At 66.0% G+C, this 16309-nt stretch carries 17 protein-coding genes, 1 tRNA gene and 1 pseudogene; 14 read left to right on the top strand and 5 right to left on the bottom strand.

Annotation, left to right across the window (positions count from 1 at the left end):
• Window position 1 precedes the first annotated feature (1 nt).
• Window positions 2-1774 carry a nickel-dependent hydrogenase large subunit gene (locus AC0685_RS20540; RefSeq protein ID WP_478227003.1) on the bottom strand — a complete coding sequence of 591 codons (1773 nt, stop codon included), beginning with the start codon at window positions 1772-1774 and terminating at the stop codon, window positions 2-4.
• Window positions 1775-1793: 19 nt separating this feature from the next.
• Window positions 1794-2870: an NADH-quinone oxidoreductase subunit B family protein gene (locus tag AC0685_RS20535; protein ID WP_478227002.1), complete on the bottom strand. Its 1077-nt coding sequence runs from the start codon at window positions 2868-2870 to the stop codon at window positions 1794-1796.
• 290 nt (window positions 2871-3160) lie between these two features.
• Between AC0685_RS20535 and AC0685_RS20530 the strand changes: the two genes are divergently transcribed.
• The 14 genes from AC0685_RS20530 to AC0685_RS20465 all read left to right on the top strand — a co-directional run bounded on the left by AC0685_RS20530 (window position 3161) and on the right by AC0685_RS20465 (window position 12786).
• Window positions 3161-3718 carry a helix-turn-helix domain-containing protein gene (locus tag AC0685_RS20530; protein WP_478227001.1) on the top strand — a complete coding sequence of 186 codons (558 nt, stop codon included), beginning with the start codon at window positions 3161-3163 and terminating at the stop codon, window positions 3716-3718.
• A 371-nt stretch (window positions 3719-4089) separates the two neighbouring features.
• On the top strand, window positions 4090-4707 hold the full coding sequence (locus tag AC0685_RS20525; protein ID WP_478227118.1) for a D-sedoheptulose-7-phosphate isomerase: 618 nt from the start codon (window positions 4090-4092) through the stop codon (window positions 4705-4707).
• Window positions 4704-4925 carry a HypC/HybG/HupF family hydrogenase formation chaperone gene (locus tag AC0685_RS20520; protein ID WP_478227000.1) on the top strand — a complete coding sequence of 74 codons (222 nt, stop codon included), beginning with the start codon at window positions 4704-4706 and terminating at the stop codon, window positions 4923-4925. The genes AC0685_RS20525 and AC0685_RS20520 overlap by 4 nt, the downstream gene beginning before the upstream one ends.
• Window positions 4926-4966: 41 nt before the next feature.
• On the top strand, window positions 4967-5626 hold the full coding sequence (locus tag AC0685_RS20515) for a D-sedoheptulose-7-phosphate isomerase (protein ID WP_478226999.1): 660 nt from the start codon (window positions 4967-4969) through the stop codon (window positions 5624-5626).
• Window positions 5623-6954, top strand: coding sequence for a hypothetical protein (locus AC0685_RS20510; protein ID WP_478226998.1), 1332 nt, complete (start codon window positions 5623-5625; stop codon window positions 6952-6954). The genes AC0685_RS20515 and AC0685_RS20510 overlap by 4 nt, the downstream gene beginning before the upstream one ends.
• Window positions 6951-7496: a hydrogenase maturation protease gene (locus AC0685_RS20505; RefSeq protein WP_478226997.1), complete on the top strand. Its 546-nt coding sequence runs from the start codon at window positions 6951-6953 to the stop codon at window positions 7494-7496. The genes AC0685_RS20510 and AC0685_RS20505 overlap by 4 nt, the downstream gene beginning before the upstream one ends.
• The gene (locus tag AC0685_RS20500) at window positions 7469-7741 is read left to right on the top strand and encodes a HypC/HybG/HupF family hydrogenase formation chaperone (protein ID WP_478226996.1); all 273 of its coding nucleotides are present in this window, start codon (window positions 7469-7471) and stop codon (window positions 7739-7741) included. Before AC0685_RS20505 ends, AC0685_RS20500 begins: the two co-directional genes overlap by 28 nt.
• A 12-nt stretch (window positions 7742-7753) precedes the next feature.
• On the top strand, window positions 7754-8902 hold the full coding sequence (hypD, locus tag AC0685_RS20495) for a hydrogenase formation protein HypD (RefSeq protein WP_478226995.1): 1149 nt from the start codon (window positions 7754-7756) through the stop codon (window positions 8900-8902).
• Entirely contained in the window at window positions 8899-9993 is a 1095-nt protein-coding gene (hypE, locus tag AC0685_RS20490) for a hydrogenase expression/formation protein HypE (protein ID WP_478226994.1), read from the top strand. The genes hypD and hypE overlap by 4 nt, the downstream gene beginning before the upstream one ends.
• A gap of 21 nt (window positions 9994-10014) precedes the next feature.
• Window positions 10015-10398, top strand: a complete 384-nt coding sequence (locus tag AC0685_RS20485) for a hydrogenase maturation nickel metallochaperone HypA/HybF (protein WP_478226993.1) — start codon at window positions 10015-10017, stop codon at window positions 10396-10398.
• Window positions 10353-11117 (top strand): hydrogenase nickel incorporation protein HypB, encoded by a 765-nt coding sequence (hypB, locus tag AC0685_RS20480; RefSeq protein WP_478226992.1) that lies wholly within the window; start codon window positions 10353-10355, stop codon window positions 11115-11117. The genes AC0685_RS20485 and hypB overlap by 46 nt, the downstream gene beginning before the upstream one ends.
• A gap of 756 nt (window positions 11118-11873) precedes the next feature.
• Window positions 11874-11957 (top strand) — tRNA-Leu (locus tag AC0685_RS20475).
• 58 nt (window positions 11958-12015) lie between these two features.
• Window positions 12016-12369, top strand: coding sequence for a hypothetical protein (locus AC0685_RS20470; protein WP_478226991.1), 354 nt, complete (start codon window positions 12016-12018; stop codon window positions 12367-12369).
• 90 nt (window positions 12370-12459) lie between these two features.
• Window positions 12460-12786: a hypothetical protein gene (locus AC0685_RS20465; RefSeq protein WP_478226990.1), complete on the top strand. Its 327-nt coding sequence runs from the start codon at window positions 12460-12462 to the stop codon at window positions 12784-12786.
• Here AC0685_RS20465 and AC0685_RS20460 read toward each other — a convergent pair.
• The 3 genes and pseudogenes from AC0685_RS20460 to AC0685_RS20450 all read right to left on the bottom strand — a co-directional run.
• Window positions 12697-13599, bottom strand: a pseudogene (locus AC0685_RS20460) (recombinase family protein); the annotation flags it as partial. The gene AC0685_RS20465 and the pseudogene AC0685_RS20460 sit on opposite strands and share 90 nt — an antisense overlap.
• 349 nt (window positions 13600-13948) lie before the next feature.
• A complete protein-coding gene (locus tag AC0685_RS20455; RefSeq protein WP_478226989.1) occupies window positions 13949-15517 on the bottom strand; it encodes a DNA cytosine methyltransferase in 1569 nt (522 codons plus the stop codon).
• Complete coding sequence (locus tag AC0685_RS20450; protein WP_478226988.1) at window positions 15514-16248, bottom strand: recombinase family protein; 735 nt, start codon at window positions 16246-16248, stop codon at window positions 15514-15516. Before AC0685_RS20450 ends, AC0685_RS20455 begins: the two co-directional genes overlap by 4 nt.
• Window positions 16249-16309: the final 61 nt, after the last annotated feature.

The raw sequence follows: 16309 nt of genomic DNA, 5'->3' as shown, positions 1-16309 counted from the left end.
CTCACTCCTGGTATTCGGCGTTGAAGGCGTGGGGCGTGTGGTACTTCGTGATCTCCTTGCCGGTCCCGACCGACATGTGCACGCCACACGGCAGACACGGATCGAAGCTCCGCACTGCTCGCATGATGTCGATGCCCTTGAAATTCTCCGGCAGGTTCTCCTCGAAGATCGGGGTGTTCTGCACGGCGTCCTCGTACGGGCCCGGGGTGCCGTAGGTGTCCCGCACACTGCCGTTCCACGGTGTCGGCGGATACGGGTGGTAGTTGGCGATCTTGCCGCCCTTGATCACCATGTGGTGCGAGAGCGCGCCACGCACGGCTTCGGTGAACCCGCAGCTCGCCGCCTCGTCGGGAACGGTGAACTTCTCCCAGGTGCTGGTGTTCCCGCCACGGATCTCCGCCAGTGCCTTCTCCGCGAAATGCAGGGCGAGGCCCGCCGCGTAGGCTTGGAAGTAGCTCCGCGCGCGGTTGCGCTCCAGCGCGTTGCTCCACTGTGGAATCTTCCACTCGAAGCTCACCGCGGGTTTGAGCGACGTTCGCGGCAGATTGATCAGCACGCTGTGTCCGGTCGATTTGACATAGTCGGTGTCGACCAGTCCGGCGAGGGCGGTCACCCATAACCTCGCGAGCGGTCCGCCGCCGGTGTCCAGTGCCAGGTGATCGGTGCCGTCGAACCAGCGCGGCGACATGGTCCACGAATACTTGTCGTCGAAGTCGCGCTTGGCGGGCCGCGGGATGGTGTGCTGGTTCCACGGATGGCGCCGGTCGACCGGATTGCCGAGCGGGTCGCGCCGGACGAACATCTCCTGGTCCTCCCAGTCCTCGTAGAACGAGTGACCGAGCAGGATGCGGATGCCGAGGTTGATGTCGACCAGGCTGGTGGTGACGAGCTTGCCGTCCACCACGACGCCCGGGGTGACGAACATCTTCCGGCCCCAGCTCTCCATGTTCTCGTAGGTGAAGTCGCAATGGGCGGGATCGTTGAGGCTGCCCCAGCAGCCGAGAAGGATGCGGCGCCTGCCGACCTCCTCGTAGCCGGGCAATGCCTCGTAGAAGAAGTCGAACAGGTCGTCGTGCATCGGCACGACCTTCTTCATGAACTCGACATAGCGCATCAGCCGGGTCAGGTAGTCGGTGAACAACTGCACCGTCGCCACCGTGCCGACCCCGCCGGGATACAGCGTGGACGGATGCACGTGCCGCCCCTCCATCAGGCAGAACATCTCCCTGGTGTACCGCGAGACATGCAGCGCTTCCCGGTAGAAATCGCCCTGGAGCGGGTTCAACGATCGCATGATGTCGCCGATGGTGCGCATCCCGTGTTCCGAGGCATGCGGCGCTTCGGTGCGGTTGGCCAGCTCCAGCACGCCGGGGTTGGTCTCGGCGACCATCCGCTCGCAGTAGTCCACCCCGACCAGGTTCTCCTGGAAGATGTTGTGGTCGAACATGTACTCGGCGGCCTCGCCGAGGTTGATGATCCATTCACCGAGATGCGGCGGGCGCACGCCGTAGGCCATGTTCTGGGTGTAGACCGAGCAGGTGGCGTGGTTGTCGCCGCAGATCCCGCAGATCCGGCTGGTGATGAAATGTGCGTCGCGAGGATCCTTGCCCTTCATGAAGATGCTGTAGCCCCGGAAGATCGACGAGGTGCTGTGACACTCGACGACCTTCTTCTCCGCGAAGTCGATCTTCGTGTAGATGCCGAGGCTGCCGACGATCCGGGTGATCGGATCCCACGCCATCTCCACCAAGCCGGGGTTCCGCGTGTCTGCCATAGATGGGTCCTCGCTCCGTTCACCAGTTGGATTTGTAGCCGCTCGTCAGTGAATCGCCCTTGTGCCGCCATTTCGGTTCCTCGTCGGCCGTCCTCTTCGTGAAGCCGCGCAGGGCACGGATCACCGTCCCGTAGGCGGTGGTCGCCGCGGCGGACACCTTCGCCCCGGGCGGTTCGTCCATGAACGGCATGAACTTGTCCGGGAAACCGGGCATGGTGCAGGCGATGCAGATGCCGCCGACGTTCGGGCAGCCGCCGACGCCGTTGATCCAGCCGCGTTTGGGCACGTTGCACTTGACCACCGGACCCCAGCAGCCGAGTTTCACGAGGCACTTCGACGAGCCGTAATCGGTGGCGAATTCGCCCTGCTCGTAGTAACCCGCCCTGTCGCAGCCCTCATGGACAGTGGCGCCGAATAGCCACTTCGGGCGCAAGGCCTCGTCGAGTGGGATCATCGGCGCCTGCCCGGCGGCCTGGAACAGCAGGTAGAGAATGGTCTCCGAGAGGTTGTCCGGATGAGTCGGGCAACCAGGAACGCAGACGATCGGGATCCCCGCCTTGGACCGCCACTCCCATCCGAGGTAGTCCGGCACCCCCATCGCGCCGGTCGGGTTGCCCGCCATCGCATGGATGCCGCCATAGGTCGCGCAGGTGCCCGCCGCGAGAACCACCAAAGCCTTGGGGGCCAGCCGATCCAGCCATTCGCTCGTGGTCATCGGTTGGCCGGTCGCCGGGTTGTTGCCGAACCCGCACCAGTAGCCCTCGGTCTTGATCGCCTCGTTCGGGATCGATCCCTCGACGACCAGCACGAAGGGGTCGAGTTCGCCACGGTCGGCCTTGTGCCACCATTCGATGAACGTGTCGGCGCCCGTTTCCGGACCGGATTCGAAATCGAGCAGCGGCCAGTGCACCTCGACCCTGGGGAGACCGGGCAACGCGCCGAGCATGATGTCCTCGATGCTCGGCTGGGTCGCGGCGGTCAGCGCGACGGAGTCGCCGTCACAACCGAGACCGCCGTTCATCCAGAGGATGTGCACGACCGGCTCGCCGGCCGACTCCGGATCCGGGATTCCCACTGCCGTGTCGGCCGTGGTCATGGATGATTACCTCCTTGCGAACGGTTCGACCACATTCGAATGGACGAACAACCGGCGGACACGGTGAAAGACGGACATGCCGACCCGAGAAGCGGCAGGTAATAACGACCTTGAAAAGATCGACTTCCGGTTTCCGGCCGGTATCACCGTAGCCCCGTCTTTATGCGGCAGCAAGGACACCCCCGGTACCCCGCCGGACATAACTGTCCGACCCGGCTGCCCCGTCCACCTTTTGACGGGTACCCGTGCCCCTGTAGGCTGTCCGAACTCGGCAGACGGGCGGGGTACACGTGGAAGTTTCGGATTTCGCAGACCTGAGGACACCCATTGAGCTGCTTCCGGTCGTGGTGCTCTCCAAGGTCTTCCCTGCCCGTCCGTCGTCGATTCCCGACATCCGTGAATTCGTCCGTCATTCACTCGCGGAGTCGCCGCTCACCGACGAAGACAACCGCGAAGTGGGCCAGACGGTCTTCCGCGCACTGCTCGACGCCGCGGGCCCGACCGGCACGATCCAGATCTCGTTCCGGATCTTCCCGGAGCACGTCGAGGTCGACGTCCTGCATTCGCAATCCGGGCAGCCGGGCGAGCCCACTCTCGCCGAGGTGGCCGAACTGGAGGGCACAATACCGCCGCCACAGGCGAAAGCGGCATCTTTCGGACAGCCGGCGACCTTCTCCGAGTGGATGGCCGATGTGCTGCGCAGGGAAGGGCTCACGCAGGAGGCCGCGGCCCGGCAACTCGGCGTCTCGGTGAAGACCGTCGGACGATGGGTGGGCGGCGAGACCGAGCCGCGGATGCGTGACCTGCGCCGTCTGCGAGAACGTTTCGGCCAGCCACCGCTGAGCTGATCCGGCGACCGCGGCCGTTACAAGATCGACCGGCCAAGGAAGTGCCCGATCCGGTGAATCGTGTCACCGAGATGCACCATTGACGTATCACCGCGGGCAGCGAACACTAGTGCCTCGTTCCCGCTGGACAAAGGTGTCCGAGCGAATTGGCCGACGCCGGGATTGCGCGTATTTCCGGGGGCGTGGATCATCGCGCGTCCGTATCGGCACCGCGACCGCGCGTTCAGCAGCGTGGCGGACGGCGAAGGCGTATATCTGTCTCGAAAGAATGGATCTTCGGCGCGAAGTAAATCTACCTCACCGGTGAGTTCGTCACCACATATACCGACTGCCTGTCCTGAAACCACATAAGGAATTCGATCGTGACAGAATTGTCGCGTCCCGGCGGTGCCGATGTCCTCGACGCATTGGCCGATCGCCGAATCCGGCCCTTGAACGATCTCGCCGAACATGCCGAGGACATCGCGCGCACCTGCCGCGGCATGGCGACCCGCTTCCAGCGAGGCGGGAAGCTCCTGGTCTTCGGCAACGGTGGCCCGAGCACCGACGCGCAGCATGTCGCGGTCGAGTTCGTGCACCCCGTCATAGTCGGCAAACGGGCCCTGCCCGCCCTCTCCCTGACGTCGGATGTCGCCACGCTCACCGGGATCGCCAACCGGGAAGGGCTGGCCGAAGTCTTCGCGCATCAGATCCGGTTCCTGGCGGAACCTCTGGACATCGCGCTCGGTCTGTCCACCGACGGCGACTGCGTCAACGTGGTGCGCGGGCTCGAACAGGCCCGCGACCTGGGCCTGTTGACCGTGGCGCTGACCGGTGACCGCGGTGGTGCCATCGCGGCCCGCCGAGCCGCCGACCACGTGCTGATCGCCGCGTCAGCGGACCCCAGGGTGGTCAAGGAAGTACACGTGACGATGTACCACATTCTGTGGGAGTTGGTTCACGTCTTCTTCGAACATCCTGGCGTACTCGAGAAGGAGACGACGGCGTGAACGTCCCCGAATGCCGTGACGACGTCTGCTTGACCTGTTCCGACTCCGCGGTCTCCGTCACCGTTCTCGGTCTGCTGGACGATCGTTACGCCATCGTCCGCACAGCCGCGGGCCGCGAAGAACAAGTGAGCGTCGCGCTGGTCACCGCCGAGGTCGGTGACACCATCCTGGTGCATGCCGGCGAAGCGATCGCGGTCGTGGCGACGGGCACCCGGTGAAGCGGACCGACGATACGGCCTCCCCGCCACCCACCGAGGACATGCGGTCGCTCTACCCTTTCCTGTACTCGGATTCCTCCGATGCCGACTCCGTGCTCGACCAGATCCGCCGGTCCACTGTGGACAAAGCGCGCGAGATCATCGCGCTACGGGAGTCGATGTTCGCTCGCGACGGGAGCCGTCTGCTGGAGTGCGCCGGCGCGATGGCACGCCGATTCGCCGATGGCGGGCGCCTGCTGGCGTTCGGCAACGGCGGCAGTTCGACCGACGCACAGGACTTGGCCAGCCTCTTCCTCAGTCCGGCGAGCGGGCCGGCCGGTGCCCCTCCCCCGCTGCCCGCCTTCGGCCTCACCAACGACATCGCGGTCATCACCGCGCTGAGCAACGACATCGGCTTCGACGTGGTGTTCGCCCGGCAGATCGCCGCGTTCGCGAAGCCGTTCGACATCGCGGTCGGCCTGTCCACCAGCGGTAACTCCGCCAACCTGCTGCGTGGCTTGGAGGAGGCGAACGGGCGAGGTCTGCTCACGATCGGGATCACCGGCTACGACGGTGGCAAGATGGCCGAACTGGACGGCATCGACTACCTGTTCGTGGTCCCGTCTCCGTCGGTGCACCGCGTCCAAGAGGCACAGACCACGCTTTATCACGCGTTGTGGGAACTGGTCGTCGAACACCTCGCGGAGCGGGTGAGACCGTGACGGACGCCCTGACCCGGGCCAAGGCCGTAGCCGACGCCGTGCTCTACGAGGGCTACCTGTTGTACCCGTATCGCGCGTCGGCGGCGAAGAACAAGGTGCGCTGGCAATGGGGCGTGCTCACTCCCGCCGCCCACGCGGCGGCGGGGACCGGCGAACATCACTGGTCGCAGGCGGAACTGATCGCGGAGCCACCGGACGACGGGGTTCTCCAGGTCCGGCTCCGCTTCCTCCAAGTGCAGAAACGTGTGGTCGAGGCGGCCGGCAGGGCGGTGCCGTCGCTGACCGTCGACGGAACCGAGTACACCACGTGGGAGGAGGCCGTCGAACGTGAGATCGCGGCCGCGATCCCCTTCTCGGCCCTGAGCAGGGGAACCTGTGTCCCGTTCCACGTGGAAGGCGGTGAGGACGTCGAGCCGGTCCTCGGTGGCGACGACGTGCGGCTGGTGCGCAGACGTGCCGGCCTGCGCGGCGAACTGCGGCTCCGCGGTGAGGCTTTGCCAGGGCCGTTCGGCGGCGTGAAACTGCGGGTGCGGGTGTACAACAAATCCGTCTGGGACGAGCCGGGAGCGACCAGGGACGAAGCACTGGCTCACTCGATGGTCGCCACGCACACGCTGCTCTCCATCCCGGGTGGCGCTTTCCTCTCGCTGATCGACCCGCCCGAATGGGCGTCGGTGGCCACCGACGAATGCGTCAACGAACGCACCTGGCCGGTCCTGCTCGGAGAGCCCGGCCGGTGCGACACCGTCCTGTGCTCGCCGATCATCCTCTACGACCACCCGGAGATCGCCGAGGAGAGCCAAGGTCCCCTGTACGACGGCCTGGAGATCGACGAGATCCTGACCCTGCGCACGCTGACACTCACCGACGAGGAGAAACGGCAGGCACGCGCCACCGACACGCGGGCGGCCGAACTGATCGACCGGGTCGAGAGCATGCCACCGGAATTGCTTGACCGGCTCCACGGCACGATCCGCTATCTGCGCTCCGTCACCGGTGACGCGGAGGAACCGCCCGACGTGCCGTGGTGGGATCCCGAGGCTGACGCGTCGCTGTCGCCGGAATCCGACACCGTGAACGTCGCCGGGGTCGCGATCGGCAAGGGCAGCCGCGTACGGCTGCGGCCCGCCAAGCGGGCCGACGCGCACGACATGTTCCTGAGCGGCCGGGTCGCGGTCGTGCAGGCGGTGCTGCTCGACGTCGACGGCGTCTGGCATGTCGCGGTCACCCTCGAAGACGATCTCGGCTCGGAGCTCTATGCCCAGCACGGCCGGTATCGCTACTTCGGCGTCGACGAGATCGAGCCGATCGCCACGGAGGCGCCATGACTCCACGGATACTGGTGGCCGGCATCGGCAACGTCTTCCTCGGCGACGACGGTTTCGGGGTCGAAGTCGTCCGCCGGATGTCCACGAAGGTCTTGCCGGATCGGGTGCGGGTGGCGGACTACGGCGTTCGGGGTATGCACCTGGCCTACGACCTGGTCGCCGGGCAGTACGACCTGACGGTGATGGTGGACGCCACCACCCGGGGTGATGCCCCGGGCACGGTGTACGTCGTCGAACTGGATCTCCCCGACGGGCCGCCCCTGCCGACGGCGGAGGCACTCGACGCGCACGGGATGCAGCCCGATGTCGTGCTGAACCTGGTCGCCCTCCTCGGCGGGGATCCCGGCCGGGTGCTGCTGGTCGGTTGCGAACCGGCGGTGCTCGACCATCGCATGGAGCTCAGCCCCGCGGTGGCGGCCGCGGTGGACACGGCCGCGGGCGCCGTCGCCGACCTCATCGGCGAGTGCCGGTCAGCTGACCGGACCGCCGCGATCGGAAGGAATCGGGTGCCGTCATGTGCCTTGGAATCCCCGGAGAAGTGATCGAAATCCTCGCGGACCGCCCTGATCTGGCGAAGGTCGACGTGGGCGGCGTCAAACGGGCCATCAACATCGCGCTGGTCTCCGAAGAGGGCATCGAGCCAGGCGACTGGGTTCTGATCCATGTCGGCTTCGCCCTGTCCAAGATCGACGAGGCCGAGGCGAAAGCGGCGATGGACTTCCTCGAGAGCATCGGCAAGGCCTATGACGACGAGATCGCGGCTCTGCGCGATTCGCAGATCATTTAGGAGCTGAGAAGCATGCGTTTCGTCGACGAGTTCCGCGACGCCGAGAAGGCCAAGGTGCTCTCCGCGAAGATCGCCGGCCTGTGCGAACCCGGTCGCGAGTACAAGTTCATGGAGGTGTGCGGCGGCCATACGCACACGATCTACAAGCACGGACTTGAGGATTACCTTCCCGAGTCCATCACCCTGGTACACGGTCCCGGCTGCCCGGTCTGTGTCATCCCGATGGGCCGCATCGACGACGCGATCCACATCGCCCGCCGTCCCGAGGTGCTCATGACCTCGTTCGGCGACATGATGCGAGTGCCCGGCGGCGACGGGAACTTCTTCGACTCCAACGCCGAGGACACCGACATCCGGATGGTCTACTCGCCACTCGACTCGCTGAAGATCGCCAGGCAGAACCCGGACCGGCAGGTCGTGTTCATGGCGATCGGCTTCGAGACCACCACACCGTCGACCGCGATGACGATCCTGCGAGCGGCCGAAGAAGGCATCGAGAACTTCTCGGTCTTCTGCAACCACATCACCATCATCCCCGCCATCAAGGCCATCCTCGACTCTCCGGACCTGCGTCTCGACGGCTTCATCGGACCAGGGCACGTTTCGACGGTGATCGGTTGCCGCCCGTACGAATTCATCGCGAGGAGTTACGGAAAGCCCCTCGTGGTGGCCGGATTCGAGCCGCTCGACATCCTGCGGTCGATCCACATGCTGATGGTGCAGCTCAAGGAAGGCCGCTCGGAAGTGGAGAACCAGTACTCGCGGGTCGTGCCGTGGGAGGGCAACCTCAAGGCGTTGCGGGTGATCAACGAGACCATGGAGCTGCGCCCGTACTTCGAATGGCGCGGACTCGGTTTCATCTCCCATTCGGCACTGCGGTTACGCGAGAAATACGCGCCGTTCGACGCCGAGGTGAAGTACGACGTGCCGGGGGTGCGGGTCGCGGACCCGAAGGCGTGCCAATGCGGCGAGGTACTGAAAGGGGTGCTGAAACCCTGGGAATGCAAGGTCTTCGGCACCGCGTGCACCCCCGAGACCCCGATCGGAACCTGCATGGTGTCACCCGAGGGAGCCTGCGCGGCGTACTACAACTTCGGGCGGTTCACCCGGACCAGGGTGCTGGAGGCGAGCATCGCCACGGCCGACGGCGCCATCCGATGAGCGCCGGTACCGGCACGCCGTCCGGCCGGGAACAGGCGGTGCTCGATCGGATCGACAAGGCCCGCAGGCGCCGGGCCAAGGTACGCGAGGACCGGATCACGCTGGCCCACGGATCCGGCGGCAAGGCCACCCAAACCCTGATCGAAGGCGTCTTTCTCGAGGCGTTTCGCAATCCTCTGCTGGAGCCGCTCGAAGACGCGGCCGCGCTGACGATCAACGGCTCCCGGCTGGCGCTGACCACCGACTCGTTCGTGGTGTCACCGCTGTTCTTCCCCGGTGGCGACATCGGAGACCTCGCCGTCAACGGAACGGTCAACGATCTCGCCGTGTCCGGCGCCGAACCGCTGTACCTGACGGCGGGTTTCATCCTGGAGGAGGGATTCCCGGTCGCCGATCTGACGAAGATCGTGGAGTCGATGAGGTCCGCCGCCGACGCCGCCGGGGTGGCCATCGTGACCGGCGATACCAAGGTGGTGCAGCGCGGAAAGGTCGACGGCTGCTACGTCAACACGGCAGGTGTCGGCGTGATCGACCATCCGCACAGGCTCGGGGTCGCGACGGTCAGGCCCGGAGACGCCGTCATCGTGTCCGGCCCGATCGGCGACCACGGCATCACCGTGATGCTCGCCCGTGGCGAACTCGGCATCGAGGCGGACCTTCGATCGGACACCGCGCCGGTGCACGGGCTCGTCGCCGCGCTGTTGGCGGAAACCCCTGGTGTGCGGGCAATGCGCGACGCGACGCGAGGTGGCGTCGCGACCGTGCTCAACGAAATGGCCAGGGCGGCGGATGTGGCCGTGGTGATCGACGAACAGCGGATCCCCGTCCGCGCTCAGGTACGCGGGGCGTCGGAACTGCTCGGCATCGATCCGCTCTACGTGGCCTGCGAGGGCCGGATCGTGGTGGTCGTCGACGGCGCGCAGGCCGAGACCGCGCTGGCCGCGATGCGCGCGCACCCGCTCGGCTCGCAGGCCGCGATCATCGGCCGGATCGAGGCCGATCCGCCGGGCATGGTGCTGCTGAACACCGCCTTCGGCGGGACCCGGATCTGCGATCTCCTGGTCGGGGATCCACTGCCGCGAATCTGCTGAAGACCGGCGAAGGGAGCGGGCGTGCACGAACTGTCCATCACCCAGGCGGCGGTCGAGACGATCATCGAACGGATGGGCGCCACCCCGATCCGCCGCGTCACGCTGGAGATCGGGGTCCTGTCCGGGGTGGTGGTGGACTCGGTGCGGTTCTGCTTCGAGGTGATCGTGGCCGGCACTCCCCTGCGGGACGCGGTCCTGGATGTGGTCGAACCACCGGGGCGCGCCGTCTGCCGCGACTGCACTCTGGAGTTCGTCGTCGAGGACCCGCGGATACTGCTCTGCCCCGGCTGCGGCGACGCCGACGTGCGGGTACTCGCCGGGCGGGAACTGAGGATCAAATCTGTGGAGGTGGAGAACGTATGTGCGCGACCTGCGGTTGCTCGGACGAGGCCGGAACCCGGGTGATCGACCCGGAGGCCGGCGGGCACGGTCATGGACACGATCACGTGCATCCGGAAACGACGCGGACCGTGCTGCTGGAGCAGGACATCCTCGCCGCGAATGACCTGCTGGCCGAGAACAACCGCGGCTGGCTGGCCGAACGGGCGATCCATGCCGTGAACCTGATGAGCTCACCCGGATCCGGCAAGACCACGCTGCTCGAACGCACCATCCGCGAGCTGGGCCGCGAGTTCCCGATGACCGTGATCGAAGGCGATCAGGAAACCGTGTTCGACGCCGACCGGATCAGGGCGACCGGATGCCGGGTGATCCAGGTCAACACCGGCGCGGGCTGTCATCTGGACGCGGACATGCTGGCCAAGGCACTGCGCACGCTCGATCCACCGAACCGGTCCACGGTATTCATCGAGAACGTCGGCAACCTGGTCTGCCCAGCGCTCTTCGACCTCGGCGAAGGCACCCGCACGGTGATCATGTCGGTAACCGAGGGCGCGGACAAACCGGGGAAATACCCGCATATGTTCCGCACGGCGGACGTGGTCCTGCTCAACAAAATCGACCTACTGCCCTACGTGGACTTCGACGTCGACATGTTTCTCACCGCGCTGACGCAGGTGAACCCGAGGTCTCGCGTACTCCAGATGTCGGCGACCGGCGGCGAGGGCATGGACGACTGGTACGGCTGGCTCCGTGAGCGGGTCGGTCTCGGGCCGACGGTCTGAGAAACACCGGCCGAGCGCCGCGACGGCCCTGATCGGAGACTTCTTTCCGCGGCGGGTCGCCCGACCTCTTCGACAAGGCCGGATACCGCTTGGCTGCGACGCGCGAGTCCGCTGAGGGGTGAGTGAACCGGGGCCTTTTGTGCGACCGCCCAGCGGCCAGGCCGGTCACCTCGTACAGCCGCAGATCGGCGTGTCGAGTGCGGGACCGTCGCGGCGGCGGCCACGACATCGTTGAGCTCGGCCAGCTGAGCTCACGTGTGCCGGGATCGGGGCCGCCCCCAGGCCGTCGTGCCTGAACGGCTGGCGAGCAGCTTCAGCTTGCGCAGGCCGTTCGCCTGCCCGGAGTGAAGGCATCCATCGGCGGGCTGGTCGATGTTGCCGCAGTCAGCTCGGGACAACGCCGTCCGCCGGCGGTGGGGAGCGGGACCGCAGGGCATACCGGAGACATCACTGCTCTGCGCGAGCTCGCGCAGAGCACGCCCGAGAATCCGGATACGGAGCGTCGCTGACTCGCCACAGGACGCGGCTGAGCGACCCCGCGCAGTACCGGGTCAGGTGCCGTAACCATGCGTCACTCAGCGTCACTCTTCGACTTTAGCGATCTGGCCTGCGGTTTTGCGCGGCAGGAACACTCGATCGCAGACTTGAACACCATCAGACGGTAACCGGACATCATCTCAATGTGAGTCTTCGTGACGATACGTACCCCCCTGATTAAGGCCTCCCGGGCGACGTATACTCTTCTCACATCAGCAAGTCCGAGTGGCGGAATGGCAGACGCGCTAGCTTGAGGTGCTAGTGTCCTTAACGGACGTGGGGGTTCAAGTCCCCCCTCGGACACGTTCACTGCGCACACGGGTGGTTTCGGCTGAGTTTCAGCCGTAACCACCCGTTTTTCATGATCATAGGTCAACTTGACTCCCAGTTGTCGATAGACCTCGAGCTTGTCCGCTGGGTCTGCTTCTCGCAGGGCGGCCAGCAGGCCACCGAGCGCCTCGACCAGTACCTGGATCTCCTCGCGGCTCATCCGACGGCTCCGGACGGATCCACCGTCAGCCGCGAGCCGCGCTTTCAACGCCGCCTGCTCACGTTGAACCTCGCCGCTCCACGCGGCCACCAGTGCTGGATCGGCTCCCGCCTCCAACGCCGCTCGGTGACGCGCCAACTTCCGGTCACACTCGAGAAGCGCGCGACGGACCTCCGCGTGCGCGGGTTCGATATCAGGCTGGGCAGCCTCCAACATGGTCAGTGACTGTTCCACTCGCTCGGGGCCGAACACCTCAGCCAGCCAACTGTCCAACTGGTCGAGAATGGCGTTCTCCCGCACGTACACCGTCAGCGGGTGATCGATCTTGTTCGCGATGGCGTACTCGTTCGGGAACCGGCACCGGTAGTGGGCCATGTTGTGGTTCCAGTTGCCTTGCATGCGCCGCCCACACGCTTCATGAAACAACAATCCCTTCAAGGCGTACCCGTGCTGGCGACGCGCCGTCACTCGTCCAGTCGAGCGCGGCCCGCGCGCGGCCAGGCGCAACTGCACCTGCTCGAACACTTCACCGCTCACCAGCGAGTCGTGGACCGGCTGGTCGGACAAGATCCACTGGTCTTTGGGGTTCCACGCCATCTTGGTCTCGTGCCCCAGAGCGACGTCCTCGACATCGATCAATGACTCCTGCTTGCGTTGCTTGTTCCACACTTCGTGCCCGGTGTATCGCGGATTTCCCAGGATCCCTCGCACCGCACTCTTCGACCACGCCACACCCGAGCGGTGCGGATTACGCACACGGTCGTACAACGACGGACAGGCGATACCGTCATCAGTCAGTCGTTGAGCGATCGCGAACACTCCGATCCCCGACAGGTACTCCTGGAAAATCCGCTGCACTGTCGGTCCGGTCGTTGGGTCCGCCTCCAGTCGCCGCAGTCGTTTTCCGTCCGCGGCTTTGGCCGGGTTGGGGTGCGGACCGACATCGACAAGTTGGTACCCATAGGGAGGCCTCCCGCCCAGATAGCGTCCCTCGACCTGAGCTTGCGCGGCCATCGCGGTCCGTACCCGGACCTTGATCCTCGTCCGCTCCCCCTTGCTCATTCCACCGAAGACCGACATCACCAGATCGTGTGCCTCGGACTCGGGATCGATCGGACCGCCGACTTCCGGCACCCATAACTGCACGCCGTAGTGCATGAACACCGGGAAAGTCAGCCCGTACTGATTGCCATAGAACGCCCGCTGCGGCTCTCCGATCACGACCCCGTCAAATCCCCGTCCCCTGTCCTTCAGAGCATCAAGCAGAAGGGACGCCTGCGGGCGACGTTTCCACGGGATCGACCGCGACTGGCCGATATCGAAGAACGCGGTCACAACGTCGCCATGCCGCTCGATCAACGCGCGAGCACGAGCAAGCTGCCAGTTCCGCGACGCCTCGGGATCCTGCTGATCCTCGGTTGACACCCGCCCGTAGAACGCGAAACGACCAGTCATGCAGCTTCCCTCCTGGACTCACAGACGTCAGTCCGGGTATCGCGGGCGGTAAGATCGAACTCCGCTGTCCGCTGCTCATTCCGTCGTAAGAGCTGCAGCAACGCCGATGCCGCGGCAGGAGTGAGCACCGGCGGTTCGACAGGCACCAGAACCTTCAGCTCCGGTGGCTCGCTGGGAGTCAGGCATCCAGTGGCGTCATCACGCCGCTCGGCTTCGCCTGCCATACCTGGTGTCCTTTCAAGCACGGTAGCGTCGATTCACGAATATGGGAGCTCCCATGCCGGGACTGCAGGATCGACCCAACCTCAGACAGTCGCCTTGAAGGCCTGCGTGGCAAGCATTCGTGTCCTCACGCTGCACGACTGGGAGCTTCTTGGAAGGCGTCCGCCGCGTGAATGGCAACCAGATCCGCCAGGATCAGGCTTAGTGCGTAGGCAGCTTGTTGAGGAACGACTCCGTTGCCCAGTGCCCGTAGTTGCGCGGTGCGCGGTAGGTCGAGGTCGGTGACCCAACCGGCATCGAGGCCCATCATCCATTCGACGAACGCCGGGGACAGCCGGGCGCGGCCGTTCTTGTTGGGCTCGGTGGGATGTGGGGCGGCTAGTCCGCGGATGGCTTCCCAACGTCGGATGGCCGGCCCGTAGATTCCCCAGTCGACCTGTGGCGCCACGCTGACGGCGCTTCGCTCCAGGTCTCGAGTTCGGTCGGCAGGATCCCCAGAGCGATCTCGACAGCCTGTTCCAGCCCGGGGCCCGATCTGTACACCGCCACCGCGGTCCGGCTGTTGCGGTTGCCGCCCGCACGTGGTGTCGGCAAGAGGTGTACGACCGCCGACGACAAGGTCAAATCGTCTTTCGACCCGCGCTGGCTGGGGCTTCCCTCCGTTCCATCCGGCGTGCGTGGAGTCGGGAACAGCGGCACCACTTCCTGATCGCGACCGGTATGGCCGGCTCGCGTGGTCGGCAGCAGCCTCACCGCGATTGACAGCGGCATGCCCATGCCGTTGCCGTTGATCTTCCTGTTCCGGTGTCGCGCCTGCCGACGCAACCAGCCGACAGGGTCCTCTCCGTCGTTGGGATTGCTGTTCGTCGGAGTCGGCAGGAACGTCGTCACCGCATCGGGCAAGGTCACCTGATGCCCGCCCGCCCTGCGGGATTCCGGTGAGCAACCGGCCCGGCTGTCGTCGCTCGCTTGTGGAGTCGGTAGCAGCCGGACGGCATCGGTCAGCGTCGTGTTGGCCTGCTGCGCCGGCTTCATCGTCCGCATGACCGTCTTGCTCGCTGATGAACGGGCGTCCCCGACGGTCGGGGTCGGCAACCCCCGTGGTGAAGGTGCTTCCGGCAGGGTAAGCGACGAGAAAGACCCTGTCGCGTCGATGCGGTGCTCCGATGTCGGACGCACGAACGCTCGTCCAACACGCGTCATACCCGATTTCGGCCAGGTCGCCGAGTACGACGTCGAGGCCGCCCTTGCGCCAGCGGAGCGCGGCCACATTTTCCACGACGAGGAGCGCCGGTCGTAGATGGCGAACGGCTGCGACGACCTGGTGCCAGAGTCCACTGCGTGTCCCCTTCCTGATGCCGGCACCACGGCCGGCTGAACTGATGTCCTGGCAGGGAAAGCCGACGACGATGACGTCGACCGGCTCGACCTCTGTCCAGTCGGTGGTGGTGATGTCGCCGAGGTTGCGCACGCCCGGCATCCGGGCAGCGAGAATCGCGCTGACGTGCCGGTCCGGATCGGCCACCCACGCGGTGCGGGCTCGCCCGAACGCGGCGATGACACCGAGGTCGAGACCACCGTAGCCAGTACACAACGAGCCGATCACCAGTTCACGGTCAAGGATCCGATACTCCCTGCGATCGCTGGGGCGTGTCGTGCTCGTACCGGCCCGGCGCCCGGCCGGTTGCCGGCTCATGCGGCCTCCCTGCCGTCGTCGGTTTCCGGTTGCACTGGCCCCCACCGGAACCGGCTGTTGTAGACCGCCCAGTACACGGCCGGCTCGACCAGGACCTGGTGCCGTCGCTGTTGCGACCAGGTCCAGCGTTCCGGCGGCTGATCCACTCCACGCAGCGTGCGGCCCCGCACGACGTACCCGAGGTAGACGGGGTTGTTCAGGATGGTGCGCACAGCCCCAGGACTCCATGGCCGCGGCCGGCCAGAGACCGGATCGGCTGGCCGGGGATGCTCCTGGTCGGTCAGAAGCCGGCTCATGTCGCTTTCGCTGAGTTTGTCGTGCAGGTACCAGGCGAAGATGAGCGCCACGACCGGGGCGCGCAGCTCATCGACGATCAGCCGGTGCCGCCAGCCGCCGCGGCCGGTTTCGGCTTCGACCCAGTGGTGTTCCAGGGTGTAGCCGTACGGCGCGGGTCCCAGCCACCAGCCGCCGCGGGTGCGCTGCCGAAGCGCGGAACGCGACCGTCGAGCCAGCTCACGCTGGTACCCGCGGACGGCCAGATAGCCGTTCATGTGCCAGTCGTCGTCTTCATACGGGGCCGTCAGGAAATCGGCCAGGCCTTCACGCATCCGCCGCCACAGGCCCGGCGCTTCCGGTTCCCTCGCACGGTTCTTCAGGAAGGGGTACAGCGCGGGATCGTCTCGGCGTGAGGTCCGGCGCGGGCGGTCGCTCCGCTCAGGGGTGGTGGTCATGACGGTCCTCTCCTTGCAGCGAGTGGGTGGAGGTCGACACGCAGCGGACGCTGGCTGGCGG

Source organism: Amycolatopsis sp. NPDC043889 (assembly GCF_056435645.1).
The sequence above is the reverse complement of the archived record's forward strand: the minus strand, read 5'-3'. Positions and strand labels throughout refer to the sequence as shown.